This is a genomic window from Exiguobacterium sp. 17-1 (genome assembly GCF_023096305.1).
Lineage (GTDB): Bacteria > Bacillota > Bacilli > Exiguobacteriales > Exiguobacteriaceae > Exiguobacterium_A > Exiguobacterium_A sibiricum_A.
On record NZ_JALIGJ010000002.1, the window covers coordinates 36,130 to 60,746 of the forward strand.

Annotated in this window: 30 protein-coding genes; 17 read left to right on the forward strand and 13 right to left on the reverse strand. The window is 49.8% G+C overall.

Annotated elements, in window-relative coordinates; genetic code table 11:
* Positions 1–18: 18 nt before the first annotated feature.
* Complete coding sequence (locus MUN34_RS05685; RefSeq protein WP_247857067.1) at positions 19–768, reverse strand: SDR family oxidoreductase; 750 nt, start codon at positions 766–768, stop codon at positions 19–21.
* A 147-nt stretch (positions 769–915) separates the two neighbouring features.
* Here MUN34_RS05685 and MUN34_RS05690 point away from each other — a divergent pair, with 147 nt between their 5' ends.
* A complete protein-coding gene (locus MUN34_RS05690; RefSeq protein ID WP_247857068.1) occupies positions 916–1,458 on the forward strand; it encodes a DUF402 domain-containing protein in 543 nt (180 codons plus the stop codon).
* 323 nt (positions 1,459–1,781) lie between these two features.
* Positions 1,782–2,417: an HAD family hydrolase gene (locus MUN34_RS05695; protein WP_247857069.1), complete on the forward strand. Its 636-nt coding sequence runs from the start codon at positions 1,782–1,784 to the stop codon at positions 2,415–2,417.
* Between the two features lie 92 nt (positions 2,418–2,509).
* Here MUN34_RS05695 and MUN34_RS05700 read toward each other — a convergent pair whose 3' ends face one another.
* The 3 genes from MUN34_RS05700 to MUN34_RS05710 are packed head-to-tail and all read right to left on the reverse strand — an operon-like array spanning position 2,510 to position 4,349.
* Positions 2,510–3,214: a class I SAM-dependent methyltransferase gene (locus tag MUN34_RS05700; protein ID WP_247857070.1), complete on the reverse strand. Its 705-nt coding sequence runs from the start codon at positions 3,212–3,214 to the stop codon at positions 2,510–2,512.
* A gap of 2 nt (positions 3,215–3,216) precedes the next feature.
* Positions 3,217–3,981, reverse strand: a complete 765-nt coding sequence (locus MUN34_RS05705; protein WP_247857071.1) for a creatininase family protein — start codon at positions 3,979–3,981, stop codon at positions 3,217–3,219.
* Positions 3,981–4,349: a YciI family protein gene (locus MUN34_RS05710; protein ID WP_247857072.1), complete on the reverse strand. Its 369-nt coding sequence runs from the start codon at positions 4,347–4,349 to the stop codon at positions 3,981–3,983. Before MUN34_RS05710 ends, MUN34_RS05705 begins: the two co-directional genes overlap by 1 nt.
* A gap of 219 nt (positions 4,350–4,568) precedes the next feature.
* On the opposite strand from MUN34_RS05710, the gene MUN34_RS05715 reads away from it, so the two are divergent.
* Positions 4,569–5,276, forward strand: coding sequence for a tubby C-terminal domain-like protein (locus tag MUN34_RS05715; RefSeq protein ID WP_247857073.1), 708 nt, complete (start codon positions 4,569–4,571; stop codon positions 5,274–5,276).
* Positions 5,277–5,369: 93 nt separating this feature from the next.
* Complete coding sequence (locus MUN34_RS05720) at positions 5,370–5,738, forward strand: PH domain-containing protein (RefSeq protein ID WP_247857074.1); 369 nt, start codon at positions 5,370–5,372, stop codon at positions 5,736–5,738.
* A 229-nt stretch (positions 5,739–5,967) separates the two neighbouring features.
* Here the strand turns inward: MUN34_RS05720 and MUN34_RS05725 are convergent, their stop codons facing one another.
* Both MUN34_RS05725 and MUN34_RS05730 read right to left on the reverse strand, forming a co-directional pair.
* On the reverse strand, positions 5,968–6,285 hold the full coding sequence (locus tag MUN34_RS05725; protein ID WP_247857075.1) for a hypothetical protein: 318 nt from the start codon (positions 6,283–6,285) through the stop codon (positions 5,968–5,970).
* Positions 6,286–6,370: 85 nt separating this feature from the next.
* Positions 6,371–6,991, reverse strand: a complete 621-nt coding sequence (locus MUN34_RS05730) for a serine/threonine protein kinase (RefSeq protein ID WP_247857076.1) — start codon at positions 6,989–6,991, stop codon at positions 6,371–6,373.
* A 144-nt stretch (positions 6,992–7,135) separates the two neighbouring features.
* On the opposite strand from MUN34_RS05730, the gene MUN34_RS05735 reads away from it, so the two are divergent.
* Genes MUN34_RS05735 through MUN34_RS05755 form a run of 5 tightly spaced genes read left to right on the forward strand, consistent with a single transcriptional unit; the run spans position 7,136 to position 11,363 of the window.
* Positions 7,136–8,614 carry a carboxypeptidase M32 gene (locus MUN34_RS05735; protein ID WP_247857077.1) on the forward strand — a complete coding sequence of 493 codons (1,479 nt, stop codon included), beginning with the start codon at positions 7,136–7,138 and terminating at the stop codon, positions 8,612–8,614.
* A complete protein-coding gene (locus MUN34_RS05740; RefSeq protein WP_247857078.1) occupies positions 8,611–9,342 on the forward strand; it encodes a glycerophosphodiester phosphodiesterase in 732 nt (243 codons plus the stop codon). The genes MUN34_RS05735 and MUN34_RS05740 overlap by 4 nt, the downstream gene beginning before the upstream one ends.
* 12 nt (positions 9,343–9,354) lie before the next feature.
* Positions 9,355–9,831, forward strand: a complete 477-nt coding sequence (locus MUN34_RS05745) for a hypothetical protein (protein ID WP_247857079.1) — start codon at positions 9,355–9,357, stop codon at positions 9,829–9,831.
* Positions 9,821–10,390 carry a guanylate kinase gene (locus MUN34_RS05750; RefSeq protein ID WP_247857080.1) on the forward strand — a complete coding sequence of 190 codons (570 nt, stop codon included), beginning with the start codon at positions 9,821–9,823 and terminating at the stop codon, positions 10,388–10,390. The genes MUN34_RS05745 and MUN34_RS05750 overlap by 11 nt, the downstream gene beginning before the upstream one ends.
* 55 nt (positions 10,391–10,445) lie before the next feature.
* Entirely contained in the window at positions 10,446–11,363 is a 918-nt protein-coding gene (locus MUN34_RS05755; protein ID WP_247857081.1) for an aminoglycoside phosphotransferase family protein, read from the forward strand.
* 87 nt (positions 11,364–11,450) lie between these two features.
* Here MUN34_RS05755 and MUN34_RS05760 read toward each other — a convergent pair whose 3' ends face one another.
* The 3 genes from MUN34_RS05760 to MUN34_RS05770 all read right to left on the reverse strand — a co-directional run bounded on the left by MUN34_RS05760 (position 11,451) and on the right by MUN34_RS05770 (position 14,018).
* Positions 11,451–12,362: a tetratricopeptide repeat protein gene (locus MUN34_RS05760; RefSeq protein ID WP_247857082.1), complete on the reverse strand. Its 912-nt coding sequence runs from the start codon at positions 12,360–12,362 to the stop codon at positions 11,451–11,453.
* 69 nt (positions 12,363–12,431) lie between these two features.
* Positions 12,432–12,875 carry a MarR family winged helix-turn-helix transcriptional regulator gene (locus MUN34_RS05765; protein WP_026828229.1) on the reverse strand — a complete coding sequence of 148 codons (444 nt, stop codon included), beginning with the start codon at positions 12,873–12,875 and terminating at the stop codon, positions 12,432–12,434.
* A 63-nt stretch (positions 12,876–12,938) separates the two neighbouring features.
* Positions 12,939–14,018, reverse strand: a complete 1,080-nt coding sequence (locus MUN34_RS05770; RefSeq protein ID WP_235188839.1) for a GTP pyrophosphokinase — start codon at positions 14,016–14,018, stop codon at positions 12,939–12,941.
* A 133-nt stretch (positions 14,019–14,151) separates the two neighbouring features.
* On the opposite strand from MUN34_RS05770, the gene MUN34_RS05775 reads away from it, so the two are divergent.
* Positions 14,152–15,291, forward strand: a complete 1,140-nt coding sequence (locus tag MUN34_RS05775) for a hypothetical protein (protein WP_026828231.1) — start codon at positions 14,152–14,154, stop codon at positions 15,289–15,291.
* Positions 15,292–15,496: 205 nt separating this feature from the next.
* Here the strand turns inward: MUN34_RS05775 and MUN34_RS05780 are convergent, their stop codons facing one another.
* Positions 15,497–15,919 carry an organic hydroperoxide resistance protein gene (locus MUN34_RS05780; protein ID WP_012370502.1) on the reverse strand — a complete coding sequence of 141 codons (423 nt, stop codon included), beginning with the start codon at positions 15,917–15,919 and terminating at the stop codon, positions 15,497–15,499.
* 105 nt (positions 15,920–16,024) lie between these two features.
* On the opposite strand from MUN34_RS05780, the gene MUN34_RS05785 reads away from it, so the two are divergent.
* Positions 16,025–16,459, forward strand: a complete 435-nt coding sequence (locus MUN34_RS05785; RefSeq protein ID WP_247857083.1) for a MarR family winged helix-turn-helix transcriptional regulator — start codon at positions 16,025–16,027, stop codon at positions 16,457–16,459.
* Positions 16,460–16,481: 22 nt separating this feature from the next.
* On the opposite strand, the gene MUN34_RS05790 is transcribed toward MUN34_RS05785, so the two are convergent.
* Positions 16,482–16,937: a hypothetical protein gene (locus MUN34_RS05790; protein WP_012370500.1), complete on the reverse strand. Its 456-nt coding sequence runs from the start codon at positions 16,935–16,937 to the stop codon at positions 16,482–16,484.
* A gap of 132 nt (positions 16,938–17,069) precedes the next feature.
* On the opposite strand from MUN34_RS05790, the gene MUN34_RS05795 reads away from it, so the two are divergent.
* The 4 genes from MUN34_RS05795 (at position 17,070) to MUN34_RS05810 (ending at position 20,846) form a co-directional block, all read left to right on the forward strand.
* Positions 17,070–17,573, forward strand: coding sequence for a PH domain-containing protein (locus MUN34_RS05795; RefSeq protein ID WP_247857084.1), 504 nt, complete (start codon positions 17,070–17,072; stop codon positions 17,571–17,573).
* A complete protein-coding gene (locus MUN34_RS05800) occupies positions 17,570–19,024 on the forward strand; it encodes a PH domain-containing protein (RefSeq protein WP_026828235.1) in 1,455 nt (484 codons plus the stop codon). Before MUN34_RS05795 ends, MUN34_RS05800 begins: the two co-directional genes overlap by 4 nt.
* Positions 19,025–19,064: 40 nt before the next feature.
* On the forward strand, positions 19,065–19,991 hold the full coding sequence (locus tag MUN34_RS05805; RefSeq protein ID WP_247857085.1) for an alpha/beta hydrolase: 927 nt from the start codon (positions 19,065–19,067) through the stop codon (positions 19,989–19,991).
* Positions 19,992–20,057: 66 nt separating this feature from the next.
* Complete coding sequence (locus MUN34_RS05810; protein WP_247857086.1) at positions 20,058–20,846, forward strand: PP2C family serine/threonine-protein phosphatase; 789 nt, start codon at positions 20,058–20,060, stop codon at positions 20,844–20,846.
* Positions 20,847–20,892: 46 nt separating this feature from the next.
* Here MUN34_RS05810 and MUN34_RS05815 read toward each other — a convergent pair whose 3' ends face one another.
* The gene (locus MUN34_RS05815; protein WP_200868718.1) at positions 20,893–21,045 is read right to left on the reverse strand and encodes a hypothetical protein; all 153 of its coding nucleotides are present in this window, start codon (positions 21,043–21,045) and stop codon (positions 20,893–20,895) included.
* A 145-nt stretch (positions 21,046–21,190) separates the two neighbouring features.
* Between MUN34_RS05815 and MUN34_RS05820 the strand changes: the two genes are divergently transcribed.
* Positions 21,191–21,784 (forward strand): DUF1129 domain-containing protein, encoded by a 594-nt coding sequence (locus tag MUN34_RS05820; RefSeq protein ID WP_247857087.1) that lies wholly within the window; start codon positions 21,191–21,193, stop codon positions 21,782–21,784.
* A 19-nt stretch (positions 21,785–21,803) separates the two neighbouring features.
* A complete protein-coding gene (locus tag MUN34_RS05825) occupies positions 21,804–23,006 on the forward strand; it encodes a hypothetical protein (RefSeq protein ID WP_247857088.1) in 1,203 nt (400 codons plus the stop codon).
* Between the two features lie 58 nt (positions 23,007–23,064).
* Here MUN34_RS05825 and MUN34_RS05830 read toward each other — a convergent pair whose 3' ends face one another.
* Positions 23,065–24,528: a potassium/proton antiporter gene (locus tag MUN34_RS05830; protein ID WP_247857089.1), complete on the reverse strand. Its 1,464-nt coding sequence runs from the start codon at positions 24,526–24,528 to the stop codon at positions 23,065–23,067.
* Positions 24,529–24,617 lie beyond the last annotated feature (89 nt).

Genomic DNA, 24,617 nt, shown 5'->3' on the forward strand with positions numbered 1-24,617 from the left:
TTTTGACAATATGGACGTTTACCGTGCGAATCCGCCTTCGGCATGGATGACTTGACCAGTGATCCATGCCGCGTCTTCACTGACAAGAAACGCAATCGTCCGGGCAGCGTCCTCCGATGTCCCGATCCGTCCGAACGGAAACTGCGGTATCAGGTGGGTCCGGATGTCATCCGTCATCCAGGTCGAATCGGTTGGTCCGGGATTAAGGGCATTAACCGTAATGCCGAATGGTGCGACGGCTGACGCGAACGAAGTCGTAAAAGCCGAAACGGCTCCTTTTGTTGTCGCGTAAGCGATTTCATCCGGCATCGGTCCGAGATCCTGACCGGATGTCAAATTGACGATTCGCCCGTCCGACAAACCGGCCGCAGCAAACGTCCGCGCGAACAACGTCGACAACAGGACGGTACTTCGGACATTGACGGCGTAATGGGCATCGAGCGACGAGACGTCAAGCGTGGTGAGATCCGTTTGTGTCGAATGCGCGGCATTGTTGATCAGGACAGACGGGGTGCCGAGAGTCGAGCACGTATGCGCAAGCACACGTTCTGCAGCATTCGGCGCCGACAGGTCAATTTCGAGCGCCTCGCTTTGAAAACCGTTTACCGCCAGTTCTGCTTGGAACGTCTTGATCCATTCGAGATCCGCCTTCCAATATGTAAAACAAATCGTCATCCCTTCGGCTGCGAGCTTCCGGCAAATGGCTGTGCCGATATCACGCGGGTGGCTTGCACCGGTGACGAGGGCGATCCGGGGAGTATGTGACATAACAGCGCCTCCAGTTCAACTAAGTATATGCTTGTTCATCTTACCGCTCCCGAAGGAACAACGTCTAGAGAAAAGAGGGATTTTTTTACAAAAAAGACAAGAGGTCTTAATTTTCAAGTGATATGATGGGATATGAGGTGGTCGAACATGACACAACGTAAATATGCCGCCCGATCATCGTGGAAGCGGATCGTAAAACGGCATTACCGGGAACGGTATCTTGAGACGAGATCGTTTACGGGATACGTGACCCGGCTTGATCTTATCGAAGTAACGCATCCGTTATTGGTTCGTTATTCGGAGCAGGAGATTCAGATTGTTGGCGACGGTTATTCCTGGCTCCAACAGTTTCCGGCAGGGCAGAAGCACGTCGTCACGACGATGTTCAATGCACACGGACAGGTTATTCAATCGTACATCGATATTTGTCTTCGACATGGGCGGGATACGACCGGGATTTTCTGGGACGATTTATTTTTGGATCTGGTTTTGTTGCCGTCCGGCGAGTGCCTGATTTTGGATGCGGATGAGTTGGAGACGGCGCGGGAAACAGGATTGGTCAATCAGGATCAGTACGCGGCAGCATGGATGGAAGTCGATATGTTGCAACATCAAATCAGGACGAAAGAGCTGTTGTTCCAACCGCTAGCCCTAGCCCGTGTGCACCATGATTTACTGAATGAAGCGTGACTAAAAGAACCCCATCCCGTTGATTAGATAGATCGTCAACAGGATGGGGGATTTGAAGTGATCGCAGTCTCGCGAGTTACGTCTAAACGATTTTGTTATGGTTATTATAGAGGACAAACAGAACGATACTGATGACGGCTAAGGCGACCACGATGAGCACCATCATGATGGTTCATCTCCTTTTTTTCTAGTGCAACACGACCTGTCCCGTTAAGTATCTTTACCCGCAAATCAGATAAATGAGTATGCAGTCTGAAGAAAGTGTTTAACAATTTGAGAAAACTGACGGGAGTCGTCTCTTAATATGCAAGGAGGACATCAATATGAAACAGGCGTATATCTTTGATATGGATGGCACGTTATTTCAAACGAACCGGATTCTTGGTCATGCGTTAGAAGATGCATTCGACTTCTTACGCATGAATGGTCGCTGGACCGGGGAAACACCGCTGGCTGGGTATCAGACGATCATGGGAGTGTCGTTACCGGAAGTTTGGCAAACCTTACTGCCGGGGCATTCGGACGAGGAACGGGCACTCGTTGACCGAATATTTCAAGACGCATTGATCCGTCACATCGAACAAGGGCAAGGTGCCTTGTATTCCGGAGCGCAAGCGACACTTCAGGTTTTAAAAGAAACAGGGCATCCGCTCTATATCGCAAGCAATGGCTGGAAAGTCTATTTAACGGCCATCGTCCGACAGTATGGGCTAACTCGCTGGCTCGATGGTGTCTACAGCATTGAAGACGTCGTTTCGTTGCAAAAAAGTGATCTTGTCGCCTACATCCTGTCCGAGCATCAGTTAACGGAAGTGGTCGTCGTCGGAGACCGGATTTCCGATTTCCAGGCAGCCAAGGTCAACCGATTACCCGCTATCGTTTGCCGGTTCGATTTTTCAAACGAAGCGGAACTGGCACAGGCAGATGTGATCATTGACGATTTACGGGAGCTCGTTTAAATCGATTTAAAAGCTGTAACGAAGTGACAAAACAGATCAAAACCGGTACCTCCTCCAAATGCTGAAGGGGACACCGGTTTTTGCTTATCTGGTCATTTTTTTCGGAACAGGGCCGTCCACAGTCCGGACAGTCCGAAGACGGAATCGGTCGGAGCCGCTTCCTGCATCAAGCGGATATCAAGAACCTCGAACGGTTCGAAAATCGACCGCAGTTTCTCTTCAGTGAAGCCGAGACCGCCGTTTAGACTTCGTTGCCGGTAGACATCCCAGTCCGTCATGTCGGATCCGCCGTACTGTCCGCCTTCGACGAAACAGGTCAAAGCAAAACAGCCGCCCGGCCGCAGGGCATCCGAAACGACGCGGATATAGTCGTGTCTGCGGTGCGGGGCGATATGGTGGAAACAACCGGAATCATAAACAAAATCATAGGCGCCCTGTTCGAACGGCAATTCAAAAAGGTTTCCTTGGCGGAACGAAATGTCGAGTTGCCGCTCCCGTGCCCGTTCATTGGCCCAGTCGACCGAAGTCTGTGCAAGATCGATTGCGTCGACCTGACTACCGTGTTCCGCGAGATACAAGGCATTTCGTCCGGGACCGCTTCCTAGTTCGAGCACCCGGTTCACCGGAATCTCCAGTTGTTCGACGTAGCGGACCAGATTCTCGTCCGGTTTGTCGACGAAAAAGGGGATCCGTTTCGTCCGGTCGGCATAAAATCCGTCCCAAAAGGCGGTTGGTTCCCGGAGTAAAGCGTCAAGCATCTGCAAAAGATCGTCGTGTGTCCGAATCGTTTCGTTCATCATCAGTCCTCATTTCTTCCCGGCAGGTTTCGCAGGCGGACCGCCGTCGTGAGTGTTTCTTTCAAGTGTTCCGCCCGTTTTTCAGTAAAGGTCGTCCAAAATGTCTCGCCGATCGTTGCCAGTTCGTCCGGCGAATAGACACCGGGTTCAAAGCATCCCCAACAACCGTCCGTCGTCAGTTGATCCCAAAAGACATAATCGGCGACCGGATAATGGGACAGCGGAACGTCCCCGCCCATCGGTTGCAGGTCAACGAGATCCGGACAAAGCCACATCCCGGTTGCGACGGACAACAGACCGCCGTGCCGTTCGTTTAATCCGTCGAGTCCCGCGGCATGCAAAGCCTCCTCGAATGCCCGGTAGCGGTGCGTCGTGATGACGACGAGCTCCGGATATTTAAAGTTAATCTGTTTGACGAAAGCCGACTCCCAGTAAGCGCCACCGTGCCCGTTGCAGAGGATGAATTGAGTAAACCCTTGCCGGTGCAGATTGACGATGATTTCTTCGAGCATCATCGATAACACCGTCGGGCTGACGGTGACGGTCCCGATTTGATTGGCATGTTCTTCGGATGTGTTAAACGGAAGCGTCGGTAAGACATAGGCGTTTAACCGTTCACCGAAAACAGCGGCCTGGCGCTCGGCAATCAATGTATCAAGATGCATCGGCAAATACGGTCCGAACTGCTCGGTCGCTCCGACCGAGAGAATCGCGGTGACAGTCTGACTGTCCTTAATAACCTTCGTACTGTTTTTATAACTGAGCATCAATTCATTTCCCTTGATTCAAATACTTGGCGCAACTCGATTTGTCCTTCACCGTGACCTTGCGGATCCGGCATACGTCTTGCCCAGGCCACTGCTTCGTCTTTTGACGCCACCTCAATCAAAATGAATCCTGCCAAATGGTCTATTGGCGGCTCAAACGGTCCGGATGTGACGTCCGGCTCCTCGTCGGGGCGGCGAAACGAAAACCGGAGGGCTTCCCGTGTCGGATGAAGTCCTTTCGCCATGACCCGGACACCGGCTTCGACCAGGTCACGGTTAAAGGCGGCCATCGCTTCCTGGAGTGATGGATCCGGAAAAAGGCCGGCTTCTGAACGGTCTGATGCTTTAACGAGCAATAGGAATAACATGGATCGACCTCCTTGCAAAATGTGAACGGTGGGGATGAAAAACTTCTATTGTATTTATTTCGACCAATCGGTTACACCTCCTGCATTTTAACTAAAAAATGGATGTTAAAATTCTTTTTGTGGAAGAAGAAAGGAAAAAAGTTGCCGCGTCAGATTCCTTCGATTAGCATAAAGTCAGAAGGCTGAACATGAGGTCGTATCAGAAAAAGGAGCAGGATAATGGTGTATTTTATCGGCATGTTTATGCTCGGTGTCGTTGCTCTGACGGCGCGGGGACTGTATTTTGACATCTTCCGCTTAACGGAGTGGGGGAGTGTCTTCGTTTTTCTCTCGGCAGCACTGTTGCTTTTTTGGGTGGAACGGTGGCAGCAAAAACAAGATACGGCATTCAACGGAAGCGGAAGCGGAACCGGTTACACGTCGCGTCTCAGTGACCGGCAATCGACAGGCATCAAACAGCTTTACCGAGCGGAGACGATCATCGGTTCCTACCGCCGGACGTTTAAGCAGGCCTGGCACCGCTGGTTCGTCGCTTTTCCGAAAGTGGAAAATTTTTTTCTGAATATCGATTTTGATTTTTCGCAGCGCGAACTCCGGTTCGAGGAAAAAGCGGGTAAACGGTGGTGGAGCAATCAGACCGAATGGACGATCGAAGAAGGCGGCGAAACCGTCGGGGACATCCAAACCGAAAATACGGTCCGGCATGCCGTCGAATTTTCCGAAGTATTACGGATGACGTACCGAGATGAGACGTATCAGATCCGGTCGCCTAGGTTATCCCGACGAATTGAAGTGAGACGCGACAAGACAACGATTGCGACAAGCCACCGGAAACGGCACCTGCTGACGTTTGATGTCCCCGATCTTGAGACACGGTCGGTCCTGCTCGCTGGCATGATTTTGTTTCGACTCCATTTTCGCGAGTGAAGCCGGATAATTTTACGTGGCTTGGTACAGACAGGGAAATCAGCTATCCTAGACAGGTAAGCAAAATTAAAAGCAGAAAGCAGGCGATTTTTGATGAGCAATCCACTGAGCCAACTCGCATGGACCTTTGTCTCTGAGTGTGACATCCCACATGACGTGCAAGGATTATTGATTCAAGGCGAAGAAGCGTTGTCCGCCTATAAGACGATCCGGGACGTAGCGATTTTTACGACACACCGGTTGATCATTCGGGACGCGCAAGGATTGACGGGTAAGAAGGTCGAAGTTTATTCGATTCCTTACAAATCAATCAATATGTATTCGACGGAAAACGCCGGTGGGATGTTTGACATCAATTCGGAAGTCCAACTGTTTACACGGGCCGGAACGATCAAAATCAATCTCAACAAAAAGGTCGATGTCCGTAAAATTGACTTGCTGATTGCGAACGCGATTCTTTAAAAAGGGGAGACTGGACGATGAAACGAGGAATTCAAAAAACGGCGGTGCTGGTTGTCTTGACGTTACTTGCAAGCCTCTGCCGAGCGAAACGAGTCCGTTAATTTTATTTCAATTTCCGTAATCTGTGTATAAAATAATTTCATACAGGCACGGGCGATTGTAGTCCTTCCAAACCGTCAGCTGTCATAACAGGTAAAAAAAGAAAAATGTTCAAAAAAAAACGGATCCTTCAAGGACCCGTTCCGCAACTGACGCTATACTGTTGTGCTGTTTTTTTGCTGTAACAGATCGTCGGGGTCATGCCGGTTTCACTGTCATAGTCGTACCACACGACATCATACATCCGGCCGTATTCCGGATCGAGCATTCGTTTATCGAGGATGGCGCTGTAACTTTGGTACGGATGACCCGCTTCATACAGATAATGCCGGATGGCACCGCTCTCCGTCTCATTCGAAAATACGACCGGAGACAGCAGGGGTAAGACGATGAACAAGGTGAGTACGGATCCACCAATCCACAGCCCGATTTTTTGCCAACGCTTCATTTGAAAATCACTCCATTTCAGTTAAAATATTGAAGTTATATGTAAAACAACGACCGACAGTCACTGGATTGTCGGTCGTTTTGGTTTACCCTGTCTTTCGCATCGACTCAAACAAACGTCCCTTGTAGACGTCTGCGATCGTGTTCAGGAAGGATTCGGAAAAACGTTTCGGGAAGTACGGTTTCGCATAAAAATACTGATAGGCACGTTTTAAGTCATCCCACTGCGTACACGGATCCGTCTGCCGGAACCGTGCGACATCAATGATTCGCGTGCCGGTCGGCGTCAACAAGATGTTTCGTAAGTGAATGTCGGATGGGTTCAAGCCGACCGAGCGGGCTTCTGCTAAAGCCTGATCGACGGTTTGGATGACATCGTCCGTAATGAGCGTGCCACTGATCAAACATTCGAACAACGTCTGTCCTTCGATGTATTCGATGACAAGGTAGTCTGGACCATATTCATACTGTTTGGCGTACGTCGCAAACGAATCCAATTGTTCATAAATCGATCCTTCGATTGCTGCAAGATGTCGGTGCGACGGGAAAAACTTTTTGATGACCCGGTCGGTTCCGGTGATGCGAAATACAAAGGCGCTGCGGCCTGTTCCAATCCACTCCAGTTCGTCCGGATGCGACGTTACCGTGTAACCTTCCGGAGTCTCCGTCATCCGGATGGCACAAGCCAGTTCGGAATCTGTCTTCACACATGCCACTTCCTTTCTCTTCTTTTATATTATACGACGTTTAAGCGGGGATGGTTTCATAAAACGACTCCTGTGTGAAAGTTTTGAACATTTTGTGATATGCTGAAATCGTAAGGCAACTACTTAGCTCAAGGGGGCATTTTAATGACTACTTTACAACAATGGCGTGACCATTTTGAGGCGCTTCGGGCATACGACGAAGCCGTCGCGTTACTTTATTGGGACATGCGGACATACATGCCGGAACAATCGGCCGACAACCGTTCGAAATCAATCGGATTCCTGTCGACGGAAAGTTTCCGCCGCCGGACGGGGACAGCGTATCAGACGTTACTCGAAGCGATGGGCCAAGAGACGTTGACAGGCGTCGAAGCGGTCTCATACGCGAAAGCGAAACAAGCATATGACCGCGACTCGAAGATTCCGGAAGCGGAATACCAGACGTTCATCACCTTGATTTCAGAAGCGGAAAGTGTTTGGGAAAAGGCGAAGGATGCGGATGATTGGGACTTGTTTGCACCATACTTGGAAAAAATCGTCGCGATGGAACGGAAGTTCGTTGAGTACTGGGGGTATGACAACCATCCGTACGATGCGTTACTCCATGATTACGAGCCGGGCATGACGGTCGCGGAACTTGATCCGTTGTTTGCGGAACTCCGTCAAGCGATCATCACATTGTTAAAACAGCTCGACGGAAAAACATTCCCGACACTCGACTGGTCAGCCGACCGCGAAACACAGATTCGATTGAATCACGAATGGTTACAGGACATCGGTTATGACTTTACGGCCGGGCGACTCGATGAGACCGTTCATCCGTTCCAGACGACGATCAACCGGAAAGATGCCCGTGTCACGACGAAGTACGATGAAAATGATTACCGCAATTCCGTTTTCGGAACGATGCATGAAGCCGGACACGCGACGTATGAGCAAGGCATCGCTCCGGAGCTCGATACGCTCGGACTCGGTGAAGGAGCTTCGATGGGCATTCATGAATCGCAATCGTTGTTCTTTGAGAACTTCATCGGCCGCAACCAAGGCTTCCTGTCGGCCCGCTATGCCGGTCTGCAACGAGCGATTCCTTCTTTGACGGATGTTCCGTTTGAGACGTTTTATGCTGCTGTCAACGAAGTCAAACCGTCACTGATCCGGATCGAAGCGGACGAACTGACGTATGCACTGCATATCATCATCCGTTATGAGCTCGAAAAACGTTTGATTACAGGCGAACTCGAAGTCAAAGACTTGCCTGCGGAATGGAACCGTCTTTATAAGGAATACCTCGGAGTCGATGTTCCGACGAACGCAAAAGGTGTCCTGCAGGATGTCCACTGGTCCGGCGGATCGTTCGGTTATTTCCCAAGTTATGCGCTCGGACTCGTCTACAGTGCTCAGCTGAACGAAGCGTTGCGCCGTGACGTCGCGCATGTTGATCAACTGATTGCCGACGGGACACTGGTACCAATCAAAGAATGGCTGAACGTCAACATCCATCAGCACGGAAAAGCGAAGACACCGGCGGAATTGATTCAAGCGGCGACCGGACAATCGATTTCCGTCCAACCGTTAATCGATTACCTGACTGCGAAATATACACGGGTCGTCGAAGCATTATGATGAAGTGGTTCGCCCATCGCGGAGCGAGTGATCGGTTTCCGGAAAATACGCTCGAAGCGATTGAAGCGGCGATCCCGTATGTCGACGGCATTGAATTCGATGTTCATTTTTCGCGCGACGGTGTCGGGGTCATCATTCATGACGAGACGGTGAACCGGACGACGGACGGAACGGGACGGGTCGTCGATTTGACACTCGCTGAACTGAAGCGTCTGAATGCTGGAGCGCGGTTCAAAGGGAACGGCGGACCGATGCAAACGACGATTCCGACGCTAGACGAAGTCCTCGAATTACTTGCGCCGACCGATCTTTTACTCAATATCGAGCTGAAGACGGATACGATCCGGTATCCCGGCATCGAAGCGTACACGCTTGAACGGTGCCGGGCACACGGCATTGCCGGTGAACGACTGATTCTCAGCTCGTTTAATCACTATTCGGTCGCGACCGTCCGGGAACTTGATCCGTCGATCGAAACCGCGATTCTCTATCCGTATCCGTTGTATCATCCGGAGCAGCAAGCGATCCTGCTCGGAGCCAAGGCAATCCATCCGGATTACCGCCGGGTGACAAGGGAAGATGTCGTCCTTGCTCATCAGGCCGGGATCGAGGTCCGGGTCTATACGCCGAAAACGGCTGCGGATGTCAGACGGATGATCGAGCTCGGAATCGACGCCGTCATCGTCAACGATCCACAAGTATTTCAGAAAAGTCTATCCATCCCATAAGGAGGTAGCGTCATGCGGAAGGAGCATCTGTTCATCATTTTAGCGTCATTGGTCGCACTCGTCATCGGTCTGCAGATTGGTTTTGCCAGTCTGCCGGAACCAAAACCGAAACAGGTCGAGGAATCAGTGACACGACCGGATGATTTTCAGGCAGGACTCCGCAACGCAAAAACCGAATTAAAGATGGTACAACGGTTTTCCCGTACCAGCACGCTCGAGCACAATCGTTCGAACCAAACCTGGATTTATTCCAGTCCGACACCGACACGTATTGCCGTTGATTGGTATTACGTCGCAAGTTATCCCGAAAAAAATGTTCAGATGACCCGAAATGACGTGTCCCGGATTTTAACGTATGACCGGTATCTCGTCGTCATCCGCCCGATTTATGGTGTGATCGAAGACAGTGAACTGGAACAATTTGCACTTCGCTTTTCGAGCTATTTCATGACGGTGCAACAACAAAAGGAGGAAAACGATGTCAGGTAAAATCATTCTGTTGATTGGTGGATCGGGCAGCGGGAAATCTTCCTTGATCAAACGATTACGCCAGGAATATGAACGGGTCCGCTTTATTCCGTCCGTGACGACACGACCGAAACGTCCGACGGAACACGACGGGGAAAGTTATCATTTCGTTGACGTCAAAACGTTCCAACAACTGATTCAGGAGAACGGATTCATTGAATATGCCCATGTCCACCGGGCCTGGTACGGGACACCACGCCAGGCGTATGAAGAAATTCTTGCGACCGATGGAATTGTCATCAAAGATATTGATCCGAAAGGGGCGGCAGCGTTCAAAACGTTGTTTGCCGATCACGTCATCACGATTTTCGTATCCGTTCCGCCGGATTTGATGAAGGAACGGTTGCTGATGCGGGGCGATACGCCGGAGTTCGAGGCACGGCTCGTCGACTATGCCGATGCCTGGAAAGAGCGCGATCATTACGATTATATGATTGAAAACATCGACTTTGAACAAGCCTATGCGGATCTGTTGAGCATCATTTCCGCCTATATTCCCGGACAACCATCCGAATCGTAACAGCAGGGATTGTTCCCTGCTGTTTTTAGTATCGTAAAGGAGAGGAGGGACGTGGATGGATGTCTGGTTACAGCTCTTGCAAGCGGAACCGGAGCTCCGGCCCTTGACCGACTGGAGCCGTCTTGCGACGCGCTATACCGATTCACCGAAATACACGGCGCGTGACGAAAGTGGATTATCAATCATTCATACCGCTCCGCTGGGGTTATTTGCGCGGAAAAAGCGGGAGTTTGAGCTCTTGCGACAACTGCATCAAGACGGACTGCCGGTCCCGGAACCGCTCAATTTGAACCGGATTTCGTCAGCAGACGTCTGTTACAGCCGTTATCGTTTCCTGACCGGTTCGACGATTCGAAATCGTTTACCGCTCGGTCGAGACATCGAGTACAGACTCGGTCGGGAGACGGGCCGGGTGTTAAACCGGATTCATCGTTATGAAGTGCCGCCGACAACAACGTGGGCGTACCGGTGTCGCGTAAAACACAACCGGTACGTCGCACTGTACCAGCAGGAAGCGATACCGTTGGCCGGCGATCAGGCCATCTTGTCCTTTATCGAGCGAAACATCGGATGGATTGCGGACCGGCCGAACCGTTGGCAACACGATGATATTCATCTCGCCAATCTGATTACGGACGGGGAGCACCTCATCGGAATGATTGATTTTTCAAATCATGATATCGGTGATCCGTGGCATGATTTCGTCAAAATGGGATTGTTTCAGGTTGAAGAGAGCATTCCGTTTGCCGTCGGTCAAGTCGACGGCTATTTTGAAGGAGATGTCCCGGAGCAGTTTTGGGACGTGTACAGCGTCTATCTGGCGATGAGCTGTTTTTCTTCGGTCGTCTGGACGAACCGTCATGCACCGGAAGAAGCCGACCAAATGCGGTGTCGGCTGGAACGCGTGATATCCGCCCATCAACGATTTGAGCGTGCAGTACCGGATTGGTATGAAACGTTCGACCGTTCTTGAGCGTCGGGATCGACCTTTAGTAGCCGTACCACATCAAAAGCCGTGTCCTTGACCGAACAAATCGGCTAAGGACACGGCTTTTTTGGTTCATTCACCATCCCACGTCTCATCGACGCGGGACGCATAAAAACGCAGGGCGTTGGCATAAGCGCGGATTTCAGGATTCTCCGTCGTCTCGACAAGCGTGTTGACCAATCGTTCCAACGCTTCGGACGAGCGGCCAAGATTATGTAACGTCAATGCTAAAAAAGTCTGTAAGGCAGCGTGTTGCGGAAAGCGGGCGAGTCCCTCCGATAGAGTTTGATACGCATCCTCGTATCGCCCGAGGGCACGGTACGTACTGCCGAGCCCGACATAGGCTTCCTGCAAGTCGGGAGCGGTCAGACCGCGTGCGATAGCGGTAACGTAATAAGGGACAGCAGCAGCTTCTTCACCCAGGTTGTCGTGACACCATGCCATCTGGTAATGAATCAACGGATCGTCCGGTGCCTGCTGCAGATAAGAAGCGACCAAGGCCTTCGCCGCATGATACTGTTTCGCTTGACGGAGACGCGAGACGGCAGCAAGGTCGAAATTCACCTCGGGAGATACTTTGTCTGATAGATGATAGACGAAGGTCAGGGGATGACGCGACTGTTCATCCGGTAAGATGCTGTAGCGAAACTGCAGACCGAGCCGAGAGGCGACAGCCAGGGCCGGTTCGTTATCCGGATTGATTGAAGCTTCAATCTGTTGAAAATCAAGTCTCTTGAAGGCAAGCACCAGCACAGCAGGAAGTGCTTCCGCGGCATAGCCCCGTCGTAAAAACAGCGGATTGATCTGGCAATGGATGTGTGCCGTCCGGACGTCCGGGCGATGAAGGGCTGAGACTATAATCGTTCCGAGCAGTGTTTCGTCGTCTGAACGAAACAACTCAAATCTATATTCGTCTTGCCTGGATGGATTAACGGCGCCTTGAATCCGTAACCGCGTGGTCTCAAGCGTCATGGAAGCTGTCATCTGAAATCACTCCTCGCATTTGGAATCGATACAAAAACCCTTCAACCAATTGGGCTGAAGGGAACGAGATTAATTTTGTTGTTCGAGTTTCGTCAAGAGTGTCCGGAACGTATCCAGTTCGGCATCCGAAAAGTCAGCGAAGACGTCAGACAGGTATTCCATCTTCATCGCTTCGAGCTTCCCGTATAATTCGATGCCTTCTTCCGTTGCCCGGAGTTCAACGACACGACGATCGAGTTCGCTCCGCTCGCGTGAAATCAAGCCTTTTTTCGTCAACTCATCGGCCAGTGCCGTAATCATACTCGCTGAAAACTGAAATTCGTTGGATAAAGCCGATGCGATTTGAGGACTGCTTGTGCAAAGCGACTTCAGGATAAAGAATTCGTTTCGTGTCAAGTAAGTCGTGAACATACTCCGCACATCTTTTTTGATAGCGCGGTAGTTCATGCGTAAGCCTTTTTCTGTATCGACGATCAACTGATCGCGATTTGCTACTTCTAATGTAGTTGCCATAGTTTCACTCTTTCCATACCGTAGTTTCTTCTTCCGAGATTTAGTATAGTGAAAAATTTTAGTTTAATCAATATTTTTCTCTTGAATCATCTGTTTACTTAACGGTTGGACTTGTTTGATGATGTCTTCGACGTTCCGGAGTTCCGGATAGAACCGGCGGAAGAAGTAGTCGATCCGGTGCGGATCATTCCCGGCAATCGTCACGGCCATACAGATGTAGGCGATCCCGATTCCTTGGCGTGGCAGGAACGGGTTTGGCATGACTTGTGCACACTTCAGGGCGAGCGGACTATGGATGGCGACGGCTTCAATCAATTCTCCATAATTCCGGATATCCACGTAATGGAACATCCGGATCAGTTCATTGATCAATTGCTGATCGGAATCGAGCATCATCTGGGACGTGACAAGTTGTTTGTCGAGATCGTTGATGACGGCAGAGTGATCAATGAAATAGTTTAAGTTGTCCGATGTAATCCGAACTTTATGAGGATCCGATAAAATTTGTTGGACCGTCTCGTCTTCGAATTGTTTCAGTTGTTTTTTGATGTTCACGAATTCCTGATCGGCGATTTCGAGCAGTCCGGCGACGCGGCTGAAACTGCGGCGGACTTCCGCCGGCACGCTGTTCGGATTTTTATACCCTAAATCGTGTTCGATTTCGGCCCAGGCATGTTGCAGGATCGAACGAATCTGGATTTCCGCGGTATGATCCTTGAATCGGCCGTATTCGCTGAGGGCGAGCCGCTGTTCATTCAACGCGGCAACGAAGTGGACCGAAAGATAGCCGAACTCGGTCGTATCGAGTAACGTCGATTTATCGACGGATTGATCCCGATCGATTGAAAATTCATTTTCGATGATCCGGGCAGCTTCCCGGACATCATCGTGAAAATAGGTCACGATCCGGATTCCGGTTAAATCGTGGACATCCCGGAGCGATTGGTATTTGTTCGGTTGGCGTAATACTTTTTGGTACAGGCTGTCGGACTCTTTCGTCCGGGCGACAATCGAATGGTATTTGATGCCGGCTGCATCGAGCAATTCCGATAATAAGACTTTTAATTTATCGGCAAAGGCATCATAGTCTTCCTTATCATTGACATATTCGAGCATCATCGTGTTTAAGTCCTGCGATTGCACGGAATTCACCTTCCTCATCAATTCTTCTTGCTTTATTGTAGCATTCGTTTTCGACGGACGCACGGCAGGACCCTGTTTCAAGGAGCCCGCTTCGTGGGAAAGAAAGAGTAGAACATCTGGGAGGGGTGCTAGAATGGAAATTTTGGACGCGCGCGCGTTGCCGGCTGATCATTCTGATATCTTACATGTCACACCATCATCGGTTTATTTCAGACGCCGACTCAACAGCAGTCAATTTCATATCAGCCGGTTTGATTTAGAGGATCAAGAACAGATTGACCTGACGCCCGACGTGTTGCAAGACCACGGACCGACACGCCCATTCGTCAAGAAGGGAAAAGTCTATTGTCTGAACGAACAGGACCGGGAAGACGGCGGAGAGACACAGCTCCTTTCCATCGATCTGCATTCAGGAAAACGCGAGCAGCTTGCCACGTGGCGTCTTGGCGGTGATCTGACACTCTACTGGGTGTTGAATGAACGGTATATGGTGTTGTTGCATGTCGACAAAGCGACGACAGCCTTTTTATATGATGTCGAGACGAGCCGCGAGCATCCGATCAAAGATGAACGGTTGTACGGCATCACGGAAAACTACCGCGAACTGTACTTTTTCCTCGTCACGTTAGCCGACGTCGATTATATCGTCTGCAATGCAAGACTCGATGAATTTTCCTTTTACGATGCCCTGGAAAGTGGCGTCATCTCACCCGAAGATCCGATTGATCATTCGGAAAGTCTGTTGATTGCCCCGCTGTCGACGATTGTTGAAGAAATAGAACAAGGCGTAGAACATTTGTCGTTTCGGACCTTGTTGCGGTTGGACGGAGAAGGGGATACCGTTCAATATCTAGGGGAGCAGGACGGACACCTCGTCTTTAGTGCCTATACGGAACGTTTAAACGAAGAAGTCTTTTATGAAATCAAAGACCAGTCGGCCGTCACGGAACGGGAACGGATCCGGTGGAGTGACTTTGAACCGCTGGATTTCACGTATGACGATGTCGAATCAACGATTTTCATCGTCAATGACCGGTCCGATCACCATCATGAAGTGATGAATCTGCGGACGGGTGCCCGTTACCTGGACCGAGATCCGTTTGAACGGGTGTTACGTGACCGGTTTTACCTGCACGAATCGATCGGTACGGACGCGGAGCCGATGGTGACGGTATACGACGGTGAACAGGCGGTTCGTCACCGGTTCGAGGATGCCTATTATATGATTGTATCCGGGGAATTGGTCATCCTGTCCGTCAAGCAATTAAACTGATGGACAGGACCGAACAAAACGTCGAATCACACTGTGAAGAAGGCAGTGTGATTTTTAAACTGACGAACTATTTATTTCATATACCATAATTATTATTTTAAAAAATTCAAACAAAAGGAGAAAGTATACGTTCCACCTAAAAAAAAACAACAAAAACCTCCTCCTGATTAGCAAAATACGCCAAGGAGGAGGAGGAGTGGTATGCTTATTCTGAGTCAGTCGTCCGTGTGAAGATGTCGACTTGGATGTTGCCAGCTGTTGCGCGTGAGTAAGGGCAAACGCTGTGTGCCAGTTTACCAAGCTCAGCAGCTTGTTCTTCTGAAACGCCACGGACAAGAACGTCCAGTTCAACTGAAAGTGTAAATCCGTCTGTTGCTTCGTTCAACGTGACGTGTGCGGTTACTTCACTGCCGTCATGTTTGATGCCTTGTTTACGAGCGACAAGATTTAAAGCGGAATCAAAACAAGCAGAGTATCCGGCAGCAAATAATTGTTCCGGGTTTGTCGCTTGTTTCTTTGATCCTGGTACAGGCATGGCAAGAGCGACGTCTAAAATACCGTCTTCCGATACGACGCGGCCGTCACGGCCTCCGACAGCTGTAGCAGATGATGTGAACATTGGTTTCATAATGATAACTTCCTTTCGGGTTGGCTGATTAATTTAAGTAGCTTACAATTAAATTGTATACAATCTATAAAAGAACGCAACTATTTTGCTTAAAGGAGGATATATATGTCGAATCCCTTATTGCTTGAAGAACAACTCTGTTTTCCGTTTTATGCGATTTCCCGTGAAATCACCAAACGGTACCGTCCGTTGCTGGAGCCGCTCGGATTAACCTATCCGCAATATCTCGTCATGCTCGTCTTGTGGGAGCAGGATCAACAATCGTTAAAAGCGGTCGGGGAACGGTTGCATCTCGACTCAGGTACGTTAACGCCCTTATTAAAAAAACTAGAAGCTTCCGGTTTAGTGGAACGCGTCAAAAATCCGACGGACGAACGACATATCCAAATCACGTTGACGGCAGACGGTCATGCCCTTCGAAATGAGGCGGAACAAATTCCGCTGGCCTTAAAAGACTTACTCGGTGTGTCGGAAGAAGATCTGGAACTGGTTAAACAGACATTAAATCGATTGACCATAAAAATGAACGGGACTGATTGACAGTCCCGTTCATTTTGAATGGTTATTTGCGGCGGAATCCTTCTTCTTCAAGATAGTTCGCTGCTTCTTTATACGAATTGAACGCACCGTCAAGTAAGTCGCCGGCGTAAACCAACCACGTATCGAGGTCTTCGTTTAACAATGTCAACTCGAATTGATTGTCGTTGATCCACGTTTCTTCCAACGTTTCCACGGTCTCGACCGTCTCGAGTGCTTTGATCGCATCTTGTAACAAGAGGATTAAAGCGGGCTCAGAGAATTCACGGATGTTGACGAAACCTTTCCGGTCCGTTTCATATCCTGGTAATCCTGCAGCGTAGACAAAACCGTTGCCGTTCGGGTGAAGATGATAGACGACGATTTTTTTCTCGAACTGACTTTCCGGGAAATGAAAATTGACACGGTTAAGCGAGACTTCTTTCCGGACAAGTTGTGGGAAAGTCTCGATGATGTTTAATTTTTCTTCAAATGTTAGCATGGTTCCTCCTTGAAATACATTTCTACTCTCTTATATATGCGATGATTCGCAGTGAAATGTCAACGTCTGTTTCTGACAGTGAAACTTCAGCAAGTCTCTTCCCGTATGGAAAAAGGAAAGGCAGGGGATTGGATGCAATCAAATCAACCGACCGAGAACTGGCAACACTTGCCACGTGCCTCGATAACCGCCGAACGTCAATACGTCGGCATTAAGTATACCATTTATCTGTTTCTCATCGGAACGGCAACCGTGGTTCAGATCAAGTGGCTGGATTTATCTCCCTGGTGGATGTGGATTCTGGCCGGTTTGTGGACAGGATTCTTTTTGCTTCAGTTCGTGTACGTCCCGAAGATTAGACAACGGTATTTTAAATACCGGGTCGATGATGAATTTTTAGTCGTCGAATTCGGAATCTTTATCTTACGACATGTTGTGACACCACTTGTCAAAGTACAGATCATCGATACGTCGTCCGGTCCGTTGCTCCGCCGCTTGAACTTGATGAACATGAACGTCCATACAGCATCCGGTCAAATTGAATTGCCCGGACTGGAGGTCACACAAGCAGGAATCTTAAGACAACGGATTGAACGATTCGCGAAACTTGAGGAACAGGAGGAGGAGTCGTTATGACACGACGGGTTCATCCTTTGTTCATCTTAATGACGACGCTGACACAGCTCCGGTCACTCGTCATCCCGATTGCCGTCATTTTGTTTAATGATTTGAAAAATGACGGATTTGGAATGTATACGATGATTGGTGTCGTGGTCATCAGTTTCCTCTTACTCGTGTTCGGCATCATTTCTTGGTACTTTTATACGTTTACGATTGATGAACAGTCGATTCGGGTCAACAAAGGAATCTTTCGAAAAAGTGAACGGACGACGCAACGCCAACGAATTGAGTCGATCGGTATCAATCAAAACCTGCTGGAACGGATTCTTGGTTTAGCGACACTGACCGTTGAGACTTCATCAGACAGTGGCAAACCGGAAGTCGAATTAAAAGGGGTCCGGCTCGAGTTTGCCAAGCAATTGAAGTCGACGATTGCAACAGAGATGCCAAAACCAGTCGAAAACGCGGAGTCGGCTGCCACCTATACCGTCGGCTTGATGGATTTAGTCAAGGCAGGCGCGTTATCAGGCAGACTGGGTCTTGCGCTTGTTGGGTTTGGAGCCGTCTATCAGTTTGCCAACCGGTTCATTGAAAAATACATCAGCCGGGCGTTTGATGAGCTGTTGCATTTATCGCTCATATTGTTACTGATCCTCGGCGGGATTCTATTGCTTTTGATTTATCTTGGATCAATTTTAGTATTCGTCCTTCGCTACGGTTCTTTTCGGGCAACGCTTGAAAAACAGCGGATGACCATCGGGTACGGTCTCCTGAACCGGACAGAAATTGTGTTTCACCAAGACAAGGTACAAGCACTCGTCATCGAAGAAAGCTGGATCAAACGGCGTTTGAAACGGGCCCATCTCTCCTTACACATCATCTCGGCAAGTGGCGAAGAAGAGAAGCTGTTGTTACACCCCTTCATCCGCACCAGTGAGATTGATGCTTTTTTAGTAGAGTTTTTACCGCGTTTTCAATTACAACATCCAACCAATCGGGCCGTTGATCGGGGATTTTTTTACGTCGTCCGTTGGCCGCTGCTCGGTTACAGCCTGGGATTAGTCCTGCTTAACGGAGCGATGCTGTATGGATTACCGGAACCTTTCCGTTACTTCGGTTTACCGTTCATCCTGCTGTTACCGGTCTACTACGCCATCGCCCGGTCCGGCTATCAAAATACCCGCTATGGACATCACGACGATTTGTTTGTCTTACGAAAAGAGCTCGTCAACCGGGAAACGATTTATGCACCCCGTCTGAAGATTGAAGCCTTTTCCAGCCAAGTGTCCCGTTTTCTCGAGCACAAGGATATTTTGAAGTTTCAGCTCACATTACGCGGTTCCAGCGTGTTTCATGCCGGTTACTTTACACAGGCGGAATTTGAAGATGTTTTAGAATGGTATCAACAGACTTTTCTCAAAGCTCAGACTCCACCGGCAGGGACACCGTTGTCCGGCGACGAATAGATTCTTGTAGAAACAGACGAAAAAAAAGGAGGGGACAATGATGCGCAGATGGATAGTTGTTCTCTTGCTAATCGTGCTGGGTATTGGAAGTCTGATCGGATATGACGGATACCGAATGCAACAAACGTTAATCGGACAGTCCGACCGCTCTCGCCTCCTGCCTGCTGAAAAGACAAATAACGAAACAGCGGATCAGGAGTGGGTAAAACGACAGGACATGGAACAACTACAATTGGCGACAACCGGTGAAGCACGGATCGGCCGGTATCTCCCGGCTACATCTCCTTCCGACAAGACGGTTTTGTTTCTTGCGGATGATGTTCGTTTTGGTTCGTCACAGACGGAGCCACTAATCCGCTTTTACCATGAACAGCTGGGTTACAACGTGTTTGTCCCGGACCGGCGTGGTCAAGGAGCGAGCAAAGGAACATTGAATTATGGCTGGCTTGATCGGTTGGATGTGATTGATTGGACCAATCAATTGATTGAGGAGACCGGAACCCGGCACGTCGTGTATCACGGAGTAGGGATCGGAGGAGCGACGGCACTTCTCGCAGCAGGAGAGCCGACCGTTCCGAAACAAGTGAAGGTTGTCATTGCCGAAGGCGCCTATGCCCGCCTTGATGATTGGTTCCAATCACTTGCGAAAGCTAATCTGACGTATCCGGCCGGACCGTCACTTGCTGTCGCGAGTAGCTTCAATAAAGTCGAACAAGACTTCTTTTATGGAGATGTCTCCGTCACGCGGCAGACCAGCCGGATCATGGTACCGACGTTATTGATCCAGGGAACGGAGGACAAGGTCGTTCCACCCCGGATGGTATACGAACTGTATCAGGCGAAACCCGGCATCAAACAATTGTATCCGGTGCGCGGAGCCGGTCATGATACTACCTATTCCAAAAATCCCGAGAATTACGAAAAGCGTCTTCGTTTATTCGTTCAACCCTTTGTCACGACACCTTAACCTGTGGTGGAAAGAGAAGGGCTGACGGGTGTTCAGAAAGACAGATTGAAAGGGGGACCAATAAAAATGACGGAGTTAGTTTGGGTAGGCAATGAAACACCGTTCGTCGATGTCATCTCCATTGAAGCCGTCGGACCAATCACGGTCGGACGGTTCGGGGGATGCAGCCGTTCCGGACAGACCAAAAATGAAGACGGGTGTGTTGTTTGGATCGGGGAAGAATGGGAATGGACGATGCTGCTCGATGCGCATGATACTGCAGAGAGTGCCATCTTACTAACGCAGTACTTTACGTCACACCGTTTGGAGATCGAACGGATCCTGAACGAACCCGTGGAAACGATGTTTTCGGTATTGGAACGGTATGTCGTTTCTCTGTTGGAACATGAAGCGTTTCGGACCGCCTGTCAATCGGTTCAAGGCGAGACCGCCTGCCTGTTTCTTGTCCGCAAGGGGAAATATGTCTGGTGGTTATCGGTCGGCGATGTTCTCGCCTATCTGTTCCATCCCGATTTAAGTAAACATCTGCAATACAAATTGAACGAGCGGCAGTTTTTTGAATGGATCGGTCGGGTCGATACGTTTGATTTACCGGTTCCGTGTTACAGCCGGGGAATTCGTGAGTTGCGACAGGGCGTCAATCATCTGTTGTTGACGACGGACGGATTAATCGAATGTCCGGGAGCGCCGTTCCGAGACGGAAAACAGCTGGAGAGGATACTTACGACGTCGACTGCCGGTGTCAAGACGTTATTGACGACGATCGAACAGCTTGGTGTAAGGGACAGCACAACCATCTTAGCCTGGGCAGTTGAGATTGAAGAAAACGTAACGATGCCCGGTAATGCAAAATAAAAGCATGACCCGTCTTTTCCATCTGGAAGGGAAAGGGGTCATGCTTTTATTCGGTCGTTGCCGGTTCAGCATCCGTCTGATTCGTTTGTAAGGGAATCGGCTCATGCGCGGTTTCTTCTTCTGTGTGAGTCAACGGCAAGGCAATCCCGACACTTGTCAATAAAGCGATCAGGGTGGCATTCGTTAAGGTTTGGTACATCTTTTATCTCTCCTTTCTTAAATACGAATAACCTTTTTAACTATTCTGAATATTTATTCGCGATTCGTCAAGTAATCGCCATCTTCCTAGTATTTTTTTTTCCCGTTGAACAGGTATACTTAAACATGAAAAAGGGGGATCTCGCTTGAAACTTACTAAAGCCAACACACGTATTTTAGAGTCATTATTACCACGTTTGAACCTGAACGCCGAAGAACCGGAGCGGACGGATATCGAACGCCGTCTCCAAGCGGATCTTTATGAAGCCCAACGTTTACAAAAACCGTTTGAAACGGTCCATGGTCAATCACCGGAAGAACGGTTGAATCAAATGATTGCCGAAATTCCGGAATTGCGACGGGTCGAGACCCAAAAGCGTTGGACGCGGAATTACATTTCGACGATTTTGATGTTTATCTTCATCGAAGGCATCGATGGTATTTTCCAGTTCGCCCTCGCGGATTACATTTTATTTTCCATCATCGCCTTATTTTTGATTGATGCGATGTCGATTCTGATCACTTCCCCGAAAATCCGTGACGTTAAAAAGCGGGTCTGGGTTCAATTTTTAGTCAGTTTCATCTTATTCGCCACATACAAAGCGGTCCTGATTCAATTCGTGCCGAATCCGGTCGTCCTGATGCAAGTCAGCGGTACCCCGGCGTATCTGATCGGAATTGGCGGATTAGTCGGATTGTATCTCTATTGGTCAAAAAATCCGCTTCGTAAACGCGCATAACGCAAGAGGAGGGAAAAAGATGGAGTTCACGCACTGGAAAAGACGTTTGCAAGATCATCTGGAACGGATGGGATTTGATTTACGCATTGAACGACTTGCCATGCAAGATATCCTGAAACTTGAAGCAACCCATGGCGCTTTCTTATTTTTCCCGATTACGATCAATTTATATGAACGGATGGGATGGCAGATGGTGGCGATTGAGTCCCACCATCCGGACAGTGTCGACGATTTGTTTGCCGAAGCCCAGGTCCAGTCCTTATTTCAAATGACGATGATGACCTTTGAAGAGGAAGAACGGGAATTCATTTTAGGCTTTTACAGCAATACCGGCCGCTATCTGACAGATACACTCTCATTGACCGGACAACTGGTCCGCATCATCGAAGAAGAATGGAATGCGGGCGAACCGCTCCGGATTGCGACGTTCGAATCGTTCCCCGGTTTGTTCGTCGCTCCGTCCTTTGCGCATCAGACGTATGCCTTCGCTGCCGTCGGAGACGATTGGCAGGTCTTCGTCGGACGGACAGGTCGTCCGGCAAGTGATTACCGTTTGGACGGAACGGTTCTCGCGCCGCATCGTGTTCCGGAAGGCGAGCTGTTCACCCGGATTCCACTGACCGTCCCGCTCCATCAGTTTGAGGACGTTCGAAAGCAATTGCAGTCGGAGCAGCAGGAAGTTCGAACATTCCTCACGCAAGCAATGGCGACCATCCAAGCCTACGATCCGTCGTTCGGTTTCGCTTGGCGGGGGACAGTGACGTTTTTCCATGGCATTCCCGTCAATCCGTTTGCCCAGCGGCTTTGGCTTGACGACGGACAAAAACGTTTCCGCATCATGCAGCAAGGATCGCGGCGGATTTTAGCGATTGGTGACACAGCACCGGAAGCGATTGAACGACTCGATCAAGCTGTCGGAGCGGGCGAACCGGACGGAACACCCGTCAGTGCCGTCGGTCAGTTGCTATTAGGGATTTGGAAACAATTTGAGTCCGATGAGACGACCTATCTGACGGAGGTGACCTGTGAGGGCATTTCAAGACAACAGGTCGAGAACCGAATCCGCAACGCCTTGGCACGACAGGAAGCGATTGAATGGATCGTCCAGGCGCAAAACAGTAATGACAGTTGCCGGTTCGCCGGGCTGACCATTACGTTCCCGCATCGTCCGCCGGGTGTTGTTCAGATTAAACGGGCAGATGATGTGACCGGAAGCGGCTGATAGTTTGAAAAGAACAGACCAAAAAAGCGGACGCCCTCAGGTGTCCGCTTTTTTGGTCTTAAATTCCGAGTGACGCAATCAACTTCCGGATGCGTTCCTCCGATTGTTTCGGTGTCAGGATCAACAATTGATCGCCTCCGATTAACCGGGTTTGTCCACGTGGTGTGATGATGGCATCGTGCCGGATGACAGCGACGACCAGCAAATCCTGAGGCATCTCAATCTCCTGCAATGTTTTCCCGTCAATCCGGCAAAAGGACGGGACACTGACTTCGACGATTTCGGCATTCGGATTGGCGACTGTCATGAATTGAATCAACGGTTCGATGTCGATTGCCGGTTTCGCATCGAGCTTCATCAGTTTAACGACCCAGGGCAAGGCTGTTCCTTGCAGGAGAGCCGACGTCATGACAGCAAAAAAAACGATATTGAACAGCGGGTACGCGTCCGGTAAACCACTCGATAACGGATAGGTCGCGAGAATAATCGGAACGGCGCCACGTAATCCGGCCGCTGTGATGACACTCTGTTCGCGGAAATTGTACCGAAAAGGCAACAAGGATAAATAAACGGCGAGCGGACGGGCGACGAGAATCAAGGTCAGGACGATGACGCCCGACATGAACAATGTCTGCGAATCAAGCAATTGCTTCGGGAACACGAGCAGCCCGAGCATAATGAACATGCCGACTTCTGCCAGGTGGGAGAGACTGCCGCTGAACCGAACGAGGATATCACGATAAATCAAATCATGATTACTAAGCCAAATCCCGGTGACGTACACGGCTAAGAAGCCGCTCGCATGGAGGCTCGTCGCGACACCGTAGGAAAGAAGCGCTCCGCTGATCAGAAGCGTCGGGTACAAGGCCGACGACTGCAGTTGAATCCGGTTCATCAAGGAGGTCAACAGCCAGCCGACGAACAGACCAATCAACAGACCGATCCCCATCTCGTAAAACAACAGCAGGATACCCTGTACGAGAGAGAAGGATTCCGGATTCAATGCGAATCCGGTAAACAGGATCGTCAAGAAGACGGCCATCGGATCATTCGTTCCCGACTCCGCTTCCAGCGTATGTTTGACTTTTTGATCAATCGGGCGACCGTTCAGCAATGAAAAGACCGCGGCGGCATCGGTCGAACCAATCAGAGCTCCGATCAGCAACGCCATCGGCCAACTGAAATCCAGCAGGTAATGCGCCACGCCTGCAATCAGTCCGGTCGTGACCAGTACACCGACGGTTGCAAGTGATAACGCTGCCGGAAGAACCGTTTTAAAATGACGCCACTTCGTATTCAAGCCGCCGTCAAATAAGATGATAACGAGTGCAATCGTACCGAACAGACGGGCCTGCTCGAAGTCGGCAAAATCAATTAATCCAGAGACATCCGTTCCGGCGAGGATGCCGACGAACACAAATAAAATCAGGGTCGGAACGTTCAGACGGACAGAAAATTTCGTCGTGACGATAGCGAGCAACAAAAGAATGCCGGCAAGCAACAGGACGGTCCCTTCATTCATAGGCGATCCCTTCTTTCGGTGAAAGACGTCTTTTTTTTAAGTATACGTCATCCCCGGCGGTGGCTTCAGAAAATAGTTTGGCGGAAGAT